Origin of the sequence: Phyllobacterium brassicacearum, assembly GCF_003010955.1 — a bacterium.
Classification (GTDB): domain Bacteria; phylum Pseudomonadota; class Alphaproteobacteria; order Rhizobiales; family Rhizobiaceae; genus Phyllobacterium; species Phyllobacterium brassicacearum.
This window is the reverse complement of sequence record NZ_PGGO01000010.1, coordinates 41,164-54,818: the sequence shown is the minus strand read 5'-3', so window position 1 is coordinate 54,818 and position 13,655 is coordinate 41,164. Positions and strand designations below refer to the sequence as shown.

Below are 13,655 nucleotides of genomic sequence, written 5' to 3'. Positions count from 1 at the left end.
TCCTCAACGCAGCACAGAGAAGGGAAGGGCGCCGGGAAGAACAGTTCTCACGCATTTCACGCCCGTTGCCGTATCCGTACCTAATAAAACCGCCAGCACGGGTCCGAGGCTACTTACAACTCGATCGATAAGAGAGGAAATGCTGGGAACGGCAAGCCAGTCGGGCGTCACGCTCTGTTTGAAGGACGACTGGCCAAGAATAAGCTGACGGGCTTTCGCAACATTGGCGTCGGTCCTTTTCCGATAGTGTTCCCTGGTTTGATCGTCACGCGCGCCTGATATCGCTCCAGCCCGCGTTGCCAGAGCTTCAAGAACTGCACTCAGGGTAGCAATCGCGAGCGTTGATCCTGCCGAATACCCCTCAGTTGGAAGCGCAAGGATCGGTTCGCCGGGACCGGTTTCAATTGCCTGACACCAGACTACGGGAACCTTCGCAGGAGAGGGGGCGTACCATAATCCAAGTGAGATGCCCCATTCTGCTGCGAGCGTGATGATGTGATCGACAGCGTCGCCCAAGCCAACGGGTGCAAGCCGCATATGATCAAAAAATCCATGGGTCGCAAATGCCCGAGCCAGAGCGTCCCGTTCGATACATTCAAACAGTCCATGCAAGAACGCTGCATAAAGGGTGGTGTGGCAGGCAAGACCGGTTGTCGTGCGTATGAAGACCCCGTCGTAAGGGGGTGGCGGATCGGTATAGCAAGTGTGAACGAGTTCCAATGGAATCGGTTGGACATGACCAGTGGCTACATTCACCCCATTGATCCATGGGATAGTATTCGTGCGCCAATCTTTACAATGCGGCAGGACCAAATTCCTGAAGAGCTTGTCTGGTACACTCAACTCGTCAGCGGTTGCGAGAAAAACACGATGTGACGGTATTCGTTCAGCATAGAAGCGCTCAAGCGATTCCATAATGGCTCCGACAGCAGCTTCTGTCTTGGAAAGACCGCGCCCAAGTGAAGTGACCTCAGAAAGGGCAGCCGGTCGAACGGCCTGAACCACAGGGAGGCCAATCCGGTCAAGACCGGTGATGTCCGCCAGCCGGGTTATTTGGGCTTGTCTGCAGAGCGGCAGAATTGCGCGAAAGCAATGTTGGATTTCTTCGGAGCACATTTGCCGGGGGAGAGGCAGATCTGAAGCTATTGCGCCGCAAAGATCGTTGAGGATTCCATCATCCGACGGGTTATCTGTTGTCAGGTGCGTCCGATCAGAGCTCAATGGCGCCCCCGAGCTCCTGGATTGTGTGTTTGGCTCGCTGCACGAGCGTTTTCGCCTGCTGTTCTTGCGCAATTGCATGAGCTGAACGCAAATCTGCAGCGATGCTATCCGTTGGTGCCTTTCCTTGTGCATTAACAACGGCGCGGCAACGGTATAGCTCGGCGAGCCAGTAGGCGTGTCCGGTTTCCCGGGCATTGTCGATTGCTTCATTTGCAACCTTGGTTGCGAGCTCAGGCTGACCTGCCAGACCGAGGATCGTGGCATGCATGAACAGATAAATGGGAAGATCGATGACAGCTCCCAGCTGCTTCAAGAGCGATAGCCCATCGCGGAACATCTCATGACCTCCAGGGAGATCACCGCGGTGTGCTCGGGCCCAGCCGCCAAAGAGAAGCGAAAGACCAGACAGAGTTTGCATCTCATGCTTCTTTGCAAAATCCATCATCCGTTCCGAAATGTCGGCAAGGCGCTTGTAGTCGTCCCGGTAGAATGCCGACACGGCTTCCGTGTCGAGCGAATGCGCCTTGCTGGGAGCATGAGAAATCCGATCAACGAAAGCGACCATTTTTGACAAAGCCTGGTCCGAGGCCTTCACCTGCCCCGTCAGCCACAGGGAGAGTGCGAGCTGTCCAAGACCACAGACCTTGGCATCATGTCCGCCATACAGGATGCGGCTCGTTTTTGCTACGCCCTCATCATAGAGCGCCAGACCCGCTGTGATTGCGTCCTGTGTCTCGCGATGATTGCCTATATTGAAAGCTATTGCCCAGATGCAATGATTGACCTGGAGCCTTATCTCCGGATCTTCGACTCCCGACATCATCGTCCGAACCTGCAGAGCACGGTCATGCATGATGCGAAAATCTGAACCGGTAAGCCACCAGCCCCAATAAATGGGGAACCACCTGGATTGATCTTCCATCGGCTGGCGACGGGCGATCGCCACACCGTCTTCATATAGTTTGCGGGCGGGCGGGGAGTTCAATCCCACCAGTCCGGTCAATACCGGACCAAGCGCTGTCAGCGCCGAGAGTTGTAACGACTCGACCGCTCTGCCGTCACTCAACTGGTCGCACAGCACCAACGCATGTTCGAGATGCTGACGGGCCTCAATCATTGCTGACCGGCTTGAACATTCCTTCCCAGCCTTGACGAATAGCTCGGCGGCACTCTCCAGGAGGCCCGCTCGCTCGGCATGTTCCGCGAGCGCGCCGGTATCGATCCAGGCACCGGTTTCGCGATTTTCGTTTACGGCGGCAAACAGTCTTCGATGCAATATCTGGCGTTGTTTGCGTAGCAGTGAATCGTAGATGGTCTCCTGAATCAGCGAGTGCCGGAAACTATAGGTCGTTCTCCCGCCAACTCTGATTCTTGTAAGAAATCCTGTCTCGCACAGCGTGTCGGCCGCACTTGCCAGGGATTTCTTTCCGAAGTCCGGCAGCAATGAGCGCAGCAAGGGAAGTGTGAACCGGTCCCCTGCAACCGATCCGGCTCGAACCAGCTCTCGGGCGGAGCCGAAATGTTGGAGCCGTGCATCGAGGATGCTTTCGAAGGCCGAGATATGGGTGGATGAGACAGTTCCCGACATTTTCATCGATTCGGTCCCAATGCTTTCCGAAACCCACTGGCAGATCTCCTCGATGAAGAGTGGGATTCCCCCCGATATCCGTTCTGTCACGTCAAAGAGATCAGGAAGCATGGCCAGCCGGTGCTCCGGCCACCGTGTCCTGATCGCGATTTTTGTTTCCTCACTGTCAAATGGCTCCAATGAAATGCGCGTTGCCTTTGACGCATCCAGCCACTCGAGCGGCGAACCATGACGCGAGGTGACGATGAGAAGGGCTGGAAGCTGGTGGATTACCCTGGCGGCTTCGATCAAAAGGTCCTGGGATGTGGGATCGATCCAGTGAATATCCTCGATCGAGAGGATAATCGGCCCCTCTCGGCACATTGCCTGCAACGCACGAAACACAGCGTGGCGGGCTCTTTCCCGGACTGCTTGGGGATCGCTGTTTGACAAGGATTGGTTTCGTTCCGGAACGCCGAGCAAATATGAGAAGATCTCTATGACCTCGTCATCGTGTATGCCGTGACGCTTAAACTGGGTTGCTACAGCTGAGGCCGTCAACTGTGACTGCCCGCCTGCGCCGGACATGACGCCGGGAAAGCTGTGCAACAAAGGGTGCAGGGTCGAGCGTATTCCACCGGGTGAGCATTGAAAGAAGAACGATCCTGCTCGTTGATCGCGCGTCGTTTTGCGAATTTCACGCAACAGGCGCGACTTTCCGATGCCGGGATTCCCCTCGATCGATAGAACTTGCCCGTGCCCGGCAAGGGCCATCTTCCTTAAGCGTGCGATGGAACTCAGCTCACGTTCCCGGCCAATGAACGGTCCACCAAGTCGCCCAAAAGCATAAAATCGATCCACTTCCCGCTTGTGTGCAACGGCGCGCCAAATTTTCTCGGGCTCGGCAAAGCCCTTTAGCAGCCTGCTACCCTGAAAGATGAAAGCATGCGACCTGCCTGCGAGATTACGCGTTTCTTGAGATACCAAAACGCTGTCTGGAGCAGCGATGGACTCCAGCCGGGTGGCCAAGGCCAATGCAGCGCCGGTCACCGGCTCTTGCGCCCAATTTTCCTTATGCGTCTCGTGGAACAGCGCGATCGATGTCGCTATGCCGATGCGAACATGCAGATCATCACGCTTGGCCTCCATACCGACGCGCTGGCAGGCTTCAACGATATCCAAACCTGCTCTGATAGCGAGTGACGCGGCATCTTTCGCGCCGAGTTGTATCGGGAATAACGCAACACCACCGTCTCCGGCTTCGACCTGAACGATGCCGGAGCGCGAAATGATGGCTTGCCTTGCTGCCCGCTGAAACGCCGCAATCAGTTCCTGGTAGTCTTCGATGTCCAGGAGTTGGAAAAGATTGGTTGATCCCACCAGATCATAGCAAAGAGCCGTTACGATCCTTCTTTCGCTGCCATCTTCAGACGCGCGCCCCTTGCGCCGGGAAGACTTGGGTGGTTGTCCAGTATTACTGACCGAAACTTCGCGCGGCATGTCCCACTCCTGCCGGTGTTTGTTTTTGTCCCCTCTTGAGACAACTATAACACAGGGAATGTAGCTGCCGGTATTTTTGAGCTCCTTCGCCAGTCTATTCGACGCGTTTATCGACCGGCAGTCAGAGGACGAGCCGGAACAAGGCGAACCCTTCCGTGCCGTCGCCGGCTTCTTCGATTTTTACGCCTTTCACCGCGGCAAGGTACTGCTTTGCCTTTGGGCCACTTTCGAAAACTGCAGTGGTGCCTGGCAGAGGTTTGAACCCCCAGTTGCTGTCGGCAGATGGATTGATTGTGCCTTCTTCGATGATATAGCGCACGATGACATCGCGGTTTGTGTCCGGAGCCACGAATACCACCTTATCGGAGGCGATTTCCGGAAATTTGCCGCCGCCACCTGCACGATAATTGTTCGTCACCACCACAAATTTCTGCGACGGGTCAATGGGTTTGCCGTCGAATTGCAGCTTCTGGATACGGTTTGAATGCGGATTGATCGTCTGTCCGTCATTGTCGTATTTGCGCGGTTGCGACAGGTCGATCTCGTAGGTTACCCCGTCGATAACGTCAAAATTATATGACGGAAAGTCAGTATTGAGGAGAGTAGCATCCCTGGAGCCCGCGTCGATCTGATTGAACATACCGGCCGACATTTCCAACCAGTTCTTCACCTGATTTCCGGTGATAACAACTGCCTGAACCGTGTTGGGGTAAAGGTAGAGGTCGGCGACGTTCTTGATGGCGATATCGCCAGCGGGTACGTCTGTATAATAGTCAGCTCCGCCACGACCGCCGGCCTTGAAGGGTGCTGCCGCAGAAAGGACAGGCAGGTTCTTGTATTCCGTGTCCTTCAGCATGCTCTTGATATACCAGGTCTGTGCCTGAGAAACGACCTGGACTGAAGGGTCGTCTGCGACGAGTGAGAAGTAGGAATAGAGCGGGGCTGAGGTCTTGCCGACCGGCGTGCGAACATAGGTGAGCGTCGCCTGGTGCTCCGCTTTGGCGGCCTCTATCACTTCTTGCTTGTCCGCGACATCGGCAACGACCTTCTTCTTGTCATCCCGGTGATAAATCGAACGGGCTTCAGCGGTGAAATCTGCGATCTTCCAGCTATTCCCGTCCCTTTCGAGCAGCAAGTCGATGAGGCCAAGATGCGAGCCCCAAAAACCGGCCATGACTGTGGGCTTGCCGGAGAGCGTCCCCTTCAGCGGATCTGCATTCGCGATGCCATCCCAGCTCTTGGGGCCGGGGAAGACCAGGTGCTGGTGCCCGGTGAAGATCGCGTCGATGCCGTCGATACCGGCAAGATAAAGCGAGGCGTTTTCCATGCGCTCTGTCGGTGCAGCCCCATCGATGCCGGAGTGAGATAGAGCGACGACGATATCGGCTCCGTCTTCTTTCATGGCCGGCACCCAGGCCTTGGCGGCCTCGACGATATCCCGGGTCTGCGCTTTGCCCTCAAGGTTCTTGATATCCCACAGCATGATCTGTGGTGGAACGAAGCCAATAAAGCCAATCTTGATTAGACTTTCTGTCCCGGCACCGTCCCTGATTTTGCGTTCGACGATGACATACGGCTTGAAGAAGAGATCGTCCCGCTTCGGATCCGAGGCAAGCTGGCCCTTCGTCAAATTGGCGCATATATACGGAAAATTCGAGCCGCCAACAACCTTGAACATATAGTCGAGACCGTAATTGAACTCGTGGTTGCCCAGGGTTCCAACGTCGTAGCCGAGCACGTTCATGGCCTTGATGACAGGATGGATATCACCTTCCTTCATGCCCCGCTCATAGGCCATGTAGTCTCCCATAGGGTTACCTTGGAGGAAATCGCCGTTGTCGATCAGGAGTGAGTTGTTGGCCTCGGCGCGGATGGAATCGATGATAGCTGCCGTACGCGCAAGGCCCATCGTGTCGTTCGGCTTGTCAGCATAGTAGTCATACGGGAAAACGTTGACGTGGATATCCGTCGTTTCCATGAGCCGCAGATGCGCTTGATTGGCCGCTGCGCGGACCGAGAATGGATGCAACAGCACAAGAGCAGAGGTCGCAACCATGCCGCTGAGCAGGGAACGGCGCGAAATCGGATGCAAATCGACGATGGAAGACACAGACAACTCCTTCTAGAGTTACGCATAATCGCGGCAGCCTAGGGTGATTCAGAAAGAAGTCCATCCGGAAAATGATCGGCCCGAATACGCTCCGGACGCGTACTCCAGAAGCATGACAGCTCGATGATAGCAGGGCGGTTGCGCTGCCTCTCGCGGTAAAAAAGCGAACAAAATTAATAACGCAGAACCAATTCCTCTTACTGAATTTCACAACTTTTTTGGAACCGAATCGCGTTCTTTTTGTTGAAATAACAAGGAGAATTTCAACCGTTTTGAAAATTCTCGTTGTGAACGAAGGAGTACGCACCATGATGAAGAATCTGATTGCGACTGCAGCATGTGTAGCGCTGATGTCCGGGACAGCCTTGGCTCAAACGGCTCCGGCGCCCGCTGAAACCCCCGCGCCCTTGACCGTAACCAACAAGGAATTGTTCAAGCCTTCCACAGGTACGATGCCCGCTGCACCAGATGCATCGGCTATGACCACGGCTTCGGAAGGGCAGATTTTGGCCTCGGGATTCCTTGGTAAGTCCGTCTATAGTGGTGACGGTGACAATGCAGAGACCATAGGAAAGCTCAACGATCTAGTCATTGGACCTGACGGTATGGTTCAGGCAGCAGTGATCGGGGTTGGCGGGTTCCTCGGCGTTGGCCAGAAAGATGTGGCCGTTGCCCCGGACCAGCTCAAACTTTCGATACGAAGCGACGGTAACAGCTGGCTGGTCTTGAACACGACCAAGGATCAGCTGAACGCCGCTCCTTCATTTGAAAGATCGGCTAATTTCACAGATGGTATTGCCGATCCGATGAAGACTGGCTCAACGTCCGCACCGGCTGTGCCGGATGCACCGAAATGATCGACAATGATCCGGGAAGCCGCTGGAACCCGGCGGCTTCCCGTCCTTCAGTCCAGGTTAGCTTTCGCAAGTCGGGAAATCCAGTCCCGCACTCTTGCAGCCGATTCCACAGCGAAATTTGCGACGCTTGCATGAGATGATGCGCCAACCTTGATCGACCGACCGGATTTTCCATTGACGAATTCAAACATTCTTTCGTCTGTGAGGTCGTCGCCCACAGCGATGGGGTGGCGGCCCTTGAATGGTACGGCGCTCATCAGTTTCTCTATGGCCGCCCCCTTGTTCGACGCACTCGGATGGACTTCGACGACCATTTTGCCGTCCTGTCGCGTCCAGCCGCTGCCAAGTTCGAGGAGTACGCTTTCGACGACGCGATCAACATGCTCCGCTGCCTCCGGGACCCGCCGGTAATGGACCGCTATTGCGACATCCTTATCTTCGACAATGAGGCCGGGCCATTGTTTCGCGAGCCGTTCAAGATGTTGCCGCGCACTGGATAGATAACCCTCGTCAACGATATCGCATTCAATTTCGCCACCTTGCTGAGTTCGTATTTCCGTCCCGTGCAATCCCGCAGCGGGAAACCGGAAAGGAGCGAACAGCTCATCAATCGAACCGATCGAGCGTCCGCTGATGAGTGCCAGAGCTCCATTCAGTCTTAGCGAAACTTTGGCGAGTTGTTCCGGCAAATGATGCGGCACAATCACTTGATCAGGCGTTTCTGCGATATCAATCAAGGTGCCATCAATGTCGAGGAAGACGGCGCATGATGTCAGATCGGTAGGAAGTGTCTCATTGATTTCATTCATTTTTACGTGATTTCGCTCTTTCTCGTTCGAACGAATTGTGACCCCGTTGCCCCCGGTCGATCAACACTTTTGTAAAATTTCTTGGAACAAAAGCTTTGTCGAAAAGTTAGACCTACCTCATGAGAAGTAAGGGACATTGAAATGGGACGCCTGGTTGTAGTCTCAAATCGTACAGGCGATTTGGGGACGAAAACACAAACCGGGGGCCTTGCTGTCGGCATTGTCGATGCTCTTAAGAGCAGTGGCGGAATGTGGATGGGATGGAACGGCGAGGTCGTCGACAAGCCGGAAACATCTAACGCCCAATTGACGACCCACGGCAATGTAACTTCCCTGACAGTGTCGCTGTCAGAGCAGGAACATGAAAATTACTATCTTGGATTTGCAAACAAAGTTCTCTGGCCGTCGTTTCATTATCGCCTCGACCTGATGGATTACCGAACTGAGTTTGCCAAACACTATGCCGCCGTTAACCGGAGGTTTGCCGACACCATTCATTCCCATCTTCGTAACGATGATCTGATCTGGGTGCATGATTATCACCTCATTCCGTTCGCATCCGAATTGCGGCGGCGGGGGAGTGCGCACAAGATTGGGTTCTTCCTGCACATACCGTTTCCATCCGTTGATGTCTTTTCGGCGGTGCCGCGTCACGGATGGTTGCGTGAGTGCCTCCTGCAATATGACTTGATCGGGTTCCAGACAAAGAACGACGTTCAAAACTTTTGCCGCTATCTGAAGGAGCATTCCAAGGCAAAATTTCTCTCACCGAATCTTATAAGGTGGCAAGGGCGCACAATCAGCATTGGAGATTTCCCGATCGGCGTCGACGCCGGTCAATTCTCTGCTATGGCACATGAGAGAGACGAGGGGATTGAACTCGAGCGCATGCGGCGCAGTCTTCTCAAGCGTTTTCAGGTCATTTCTGCGGACCGGCTGGACTATTCCAAAGGTCTTCCGCAACGTATGAAAGCGTTCAGGAAGTTTCTTGATTCCTATCCCGAATATTTGGGTCGCGCCGAATATCTGCAGATTGCGTCGCCTTCACGCGAAGACGTTACCGCATACGCCGATATTCGAGCTGAACTGGAACAGCTGACAGGGGCTGTCAACGGCAAGTATGCAGATTTCAATTGGGCTCCGATCCAGTACATTAACCGCAGCATAGAGCGCGAGAAGCTGGCATTGTTGTTTCGCTGCAGCCTCATTGGCCTTATCACGCCACTGCGCGATGGCATGAATCTGGTGGCCAAGGAATACATCGCTGCCCAGGATGCCGAGGATCCGGGAATTCTCATATTGTCCAAGTTTGCGGGCGCCGCTGAGCAACTTAATGATGCCCTCATCGTCAATCCCTATGACATAAACGAAGTTGCGCAAGCCATAAGGCGAGCCGCAACGATGTCGATGGAGGAGCGCAGAGCGCGGCATCGAAACCTTTTGAGCCAGATTTCCGAGTATGATGTCCAGCGATGGCAAAATGAATATCTTGCTGCGCTTCGAGCTGTCCAAACTGTTGCTCCACAATCGATGAGATCTTCACATTCGACCTGGAGCGAAGGCCGCGGAACCATGTCTGGACCCCGGCATTAAAAACGCATGATGTTCTGAAACAACAACCAACTCGAGTGGAAGTATGTACATCCCCAATTCAGCCTATCGAATCCAGCTACGCAATGGCACCACATTCCAGGAGGCGGCGAATGCCATTTCGTACCTGAAGGACTTGGGTATCGATGCTGTCAGTGTCTCGTCGCCGTTTCGATCGGCACAAATAGGTGAGGGTATACTGACAGCGACAGACCCTACCGAGTTGGACCGGCAATTGGGAGCCGAAAGCGGTTTCGTCCAGCTGGATTCCGAGCTGGCCAGCGCCGGGATGCACCTGATCGTCGATCTCAATCCAAATCAGATGTCGGCAACGCATGAGAATGCGTGGTGGTTCGATGTACTCGAATGGGGCGTCAGTGCAACCTATGCCAATCACTTTGATATCGATTGGGCAAGGCCGATCACACTTCCTGTTCTCGATCGACCGATTAACGAGGAAGTCGATGCCGGTAAAATTCAGATTTCCTTTGATCGGAAGAACGCAAGTTTGGTCATGAGTTATGGAGGCCAATTCTACCCGCTTGCGCCATCCAGCTATCGCATGGCCCTTCAGAGCGTCCGTAACAGAACCGCCATGCAATCCAACGAGGCAGCCAGTGAAGCAACGCCGTCAACATCCACCAGCTTTCACACCGATCTGTTAGCTGCTTTCGCCCGCGCAGACATTGCGGACCGACTCGACATCGCATCTGCCCTCAACGCAATTGCCAGCGATCCGGGAGAGGTGACCGCACTGATGTCCTTGCAACATTGGACGCTGGTGGAATCTGAGGGAGCATCGGAACCAATCAACTACCGGCATTCCGCCGGTTCAAAACTTACCGTCGGGCTACGAATCGAAGATCCCGATGTTTTCGGGGATTTCCACGACGTGCCGCTTTCACTCCTGGACAGGACCCAGGTGCGAGGGTTTCGGGTTAATGACATAGATGGACTGGCGGACCCTGCGGAATACACCGGGCGGCTGCGTGAGGAGATTGGTGAGGATGCCTTCGTAGTCACTGACAAGATCTTGCTGGGTGGCGAGAAATACAGTGAGGACTGGAGGGTAAATGGCACCGCTGGTTACGAGTTTATCTCCACTGCGGCAGACCTCTTCGTTGATCATGCCGGGCTGTCAAAACTCGAGCACAAGTATGAGCACGAATTGGAACCGAGATCAGATCAATCCGGTGACTACCGCCATGCGAAATCCAACATTCTGCATCGCACCTTCCCGGATGAGCTGGAAACATTGGTAAGGCTTTTGGCCAAGCTCAGGCCTCCTCACGCCGAGGAGTTCTTGTTGCGCCGGGCCATCGCAGAACTGATCGTGGAGTTGCCCATTTATCGCACGTATCTGAAAGATGGCACTTTACCAGCATTCTACCGTGACACGCTTCAGCGTACGGTAATGCAATTGGCCGGGCGCGACGGTCAAACAGTCGATATGACAGAGACACAAGCGTTTATTGCACGTGTGCTCGGAGCGGAAGATGCACACTCCCACCCCGAAACAGCCAGTTCATTCAGAGTCCGTTTCCAGCAGCTGACAGCAGCTGTGATGGCTCAAGCAATTCAGAAATCGTACCGCTATGCTCGCGGTCCAATCGCCCTCGACGAACTGATGCTGAATTCGAGTCCGACCCTCGATCCGATAGAAGCCTTTCATGAAAAGATGATCGAGAGGGCCTCGGCAGTGCCATCCGGCCTGCTGTCCACTACGTTTTCCCATGCAACCAAGTTCGGGGAAGACGCTCGAATGCGTTTATTGGCATTATCGGAGGCGCCAGGTTCCTGGGCGAGGGCAGTCGATGGATGGCGGCAGCGCCAGGCTTGCAACCTCGCGATGATCGAGGATGTGGTCGTTCCCGATCCGAAGACGGAATGGTTGATCTATCAAACGCTGGCCGCGATCTGGCCGGTAGCATTGCGCCTTGACGACGACACCGGGATCGCTTCTCTCCGAGAGGAACTGGTTGCATTCATGGTGCGTGCAATCCGCGAATCCGAGAAACAATCCTTCTGGACTGGCGTTAACAAACCTTACGAGCAGGCCGTCATAAATTATCTCGACCGGTTGTTGGCGGCTAAAAGTTTCCTTTCCGATTTTGTGGAAACGATGAAACCATTCTGGCTGGCCGGCGCGCTCAACAGTTTTGCCCAGACTGTGTTAAAGCTCACCGTTCCCGGCGTGCCAGTGATCTATAGCGGGGCTGAGGCATGGGATTTGTTCGTTTCCCCATCATTGGGCCGCCGTTCGGTCAACTTCGAAGACTTGAAGAATCAGCTTGCCAATGCTGAGCAATCACCGCTCGATCTGCTTCTGGAAGACTGGGAGTCCGGAGGGGTGAAGCAACGACTGGTGAAATCCCATCTTCAAGCTCGTCAAGCAAGGCACGCACTCTTTTCTGAGGGAGCGTACATTCCTCTTAAAGCCTCTGGCGAGCAAGCCGATCATATTGTCGCTTTCTATCGCAAATTCGAAGACCAATATGCGATGATTGCGGTACCCAGACTCTGCTTTGACATGTTGAAGCCGTTCAACAGACCCTTCTTGCCTCTCCCGGAGTGGGAGAAAACATCCCTGCTGGTACCCGGAGAACTCAGGGGTTTGACATTCCGGCATGTCATGACGGACAAGGCGTTCACGCTCCAGAGTAGGCTTCCCCTTGCAGAGGTCCTTCGGGAGTTTCCTGTGGTGACACTGGTTTCAGAATTGCACGGCGGCGTTACGTCCTAATGACTGCCCGACGACGCGGTCAAGCCTGCTGAGCCAATCGGCTTAACCCGTACCGTGCGTTAAATGAGTGGCGATAGCGCTTGCGTGACAGCGCTGGTGGAATGGTCAGGCCCGAATATCTGAAACGTGTTTCGCCCGGCAGCCTTGGCCGCATAGAGCGCGGCGTCGGCCTTCTTGAAGAGTTCGGACGGCGTGCCGGTATCTGTTGTCAGTGCGATCCCCACCGAGGCTCCGAGCTTGAGTGATTGACCGCAATAATCGATAGGTCTGCTGAGCGCTTCGACGATCTCACGGGCGAGAGTGGCAATTGCGTTGCCGTCAAAATGAGATCCGAGGAAAACAGCGAATTCGTCGCCCCCGATCCTTGCGACGATCTCCGCCCCGGCACAAACGTCCCTCAGGCGGTGTGCGGCTTCCTTCAGACACTCATCGCCAACTGCATGCCCCAAGCTGTCGTTAACCTTTTTGAATCCATCAAGATCGACGAGAAGAAGAGCTCCCGGCGAAGTCCGCCCGGCTTGATACTTGCACAGATCCGATAGCCTGGATTGGAATTGGCCTCGATTGGCCAGTCCGGTCATTATGTCGAATTCCGCCAGATAGCGTGTCCGGTCCAGCAGGATTTTCTGCTCCGTGATATCCTGCTTCATGCCAAAGATGCGGACGGGGATGCCCTCTTCGCATTCGACGGTGGCGGTCAGCCGCATCCATCGGCGATTGCCCTTTGGGGTTATGATCTCAGCATCCATGCTGAATCCGCTGCGCTCCTCAAGTGCCTTGCTTCGCCGCATATGAAGCTCTTTCGAGGAATCCTCTGAGTAATATCGGACGATCTCAGACCGATCGAGAGGTGATCCCCGTGGGAGGTCAAAGATGTCGTAGACCACATCCGTCCACTGCAGTGTCTCACTGGGCAAGCTACATTCCCACACACCGATTCTGGCGGCGGCTGAGGATCGATCGAAAATCTTCCTGCTATGCGCGAGTTCAGCGGTCTGCTCGCGGATATGAGCTTCCTTTGCCGCCAGTTCTGCCTTCATACGCCCGATGGCGCCGCCGTCGCGGAGCTGCTTGATCAACGAGACGACCTCCGCCACCAGATCGGCTATACGGCGCGTCTTCATGGCAGGCAGACTACGCGGACGGATATCGGACATATTGAGGCCCTACAGACTTTCTTGGTGCGGACCTCCACACTCGCGCAAAAGCAATTAACACTTTCTGTACGGCGTGCTGCCAAGTGCTTGATTACGGCCTT

General features: G+C 54.7%; 8 protein-coding genes. 3 read left to right on the top strand and 5 right to left on the bottom strand.

What is annotated here, in order from left to right; genetic code table 11:
• Nucleotides 1–3: 3 nt before the first annotated feature.
• The 3 genes from CU102_RS14520 to CU102_RS14510 form a co-directional block, all read right to left on the bottom strand.
• On the bottom strand, nucleotides 4–1,116 hold the full coding sequence (locus CU102_RS14520) for a YcaO-like family protein (protein WP_106711827.1): 1,113 nt from the start codon (nucleotides 1,114–1,116) through the stop codon (nucleotides 4–6).
• A gap of 94 nt (nucleotides 1,117–1,210) precedes the next feature.
• Nucleotides 1,211–4,288, bottom strand: coding sequence for an ATP-binding protein (locus tag CU102_RS14515; RefSeq protein ID WP_106711826.1), 3,078 nt, complete (start codon nucleotides 4,286–4,288; stop codon nucleotides 1,211–1,213).
• Nucleotides 4,289–4,409: 121 nt separating this feature from the next.
• Nucleotides 4,410–6,398 carry a bifunctional 2',3'-cyclic-nucleotide 2'-phosphodiesterase/3'-nucleotidase gene (locus CU102_RS14510; protein ID WP_106711825.1) on the bottom strand — a complete coding sequence of 663 codons (1,989 nt, stop codon included), beginning with the start codon at nucleotides 6,396–6,398 and terminating at the stop codon, nucleotides 4,410–4,412.
• A gap of 308 nt (nucleotides 6,399–6,706) precedes the next feature.
• Here CU102_RS14510 and CU102_RS14505 point away from each other — a divergent pair, with 308 nt between their 5' ends.
• A complete protein-coding gene (locus CU102_RS14505; protein WP_106711824.1) occupies nucleotides 6,707–7,255 on the top strand; it encodes a PRC-barrel domain-containing protein in 549 nt (182 codons plus the stop codon).
• Nucleotides 7,256–7,302: 47 nt separating this feature from the next.
• On the opposite strand, the gene otsB is transcribed toward CU102_RS14505, so the two are convergent.
• Nucleotides 7,303–8,064: a trehalose-phosphatase gene (gene otsB / locus CU102_RS14500; RefSeq protein ID WP_106711823.1), complete on the bottom strand. Its 762-nt coding sequence runs from the start codon at nucleotides 8,062–8,064 to the stop codon at nucleotides 7,303–7,305.
• A gap of 141 nt (nucleotides 8,065–8,205) precedes the next feature.
• On the opposite strand from otsB, the gene CU102_RS14495 reads away from it, so the two are divergent.
• Both CU102_RS14495 and treY read left to right on the top strand, forming a co-directional pair.
• Nucleotides 8,206–9,657, top strand: coding sequence for an alpha,alpha-trehalose-phosphate synthase (UDP-forming) (locus tag CU102_RS14495; RefSeq protein ID WP_106711822.1), 1,452 nt, complete (start codon nucleotides 8,206–8,208; stop codon nucleotides 9,655–9,657).
• A 43-nt stretch (nucleotides 9,658–9,700) separates the two neighbouring features.
• Complete coding sequence (gene treY / locus CU102_RS14490; RefSeq protein ID WP_106711821.1) at nucleotides 9,701–12,397, top strand: malto-oligosyltrehalose synthase; 2,697 nt, start codon at nucleotides 9,701–9,703, stop codon at nucleotides 12,395–12,397.
• Nucleotides 12,398–12,456: 59 nt separating this feature from the next.
• Here the strand turns inward: treY and CU102_RS14485 are convergent, their stop codons facing one another.
• Nucleotides 12,457–13,554 (bottom strand): diguanylate cyclase domain-containing protein, encoded by a 1,098-nt coding sequence (locus tag CU102_RS14485; protein ID WP_106711820.1) that lies wholly within the window; start codon nucleotides 13,552–13,554, stop codon nucleotides 12,457–12,459.
• Nucleotides 13,555–13,655: the final 101 nt, after the last annotated feature.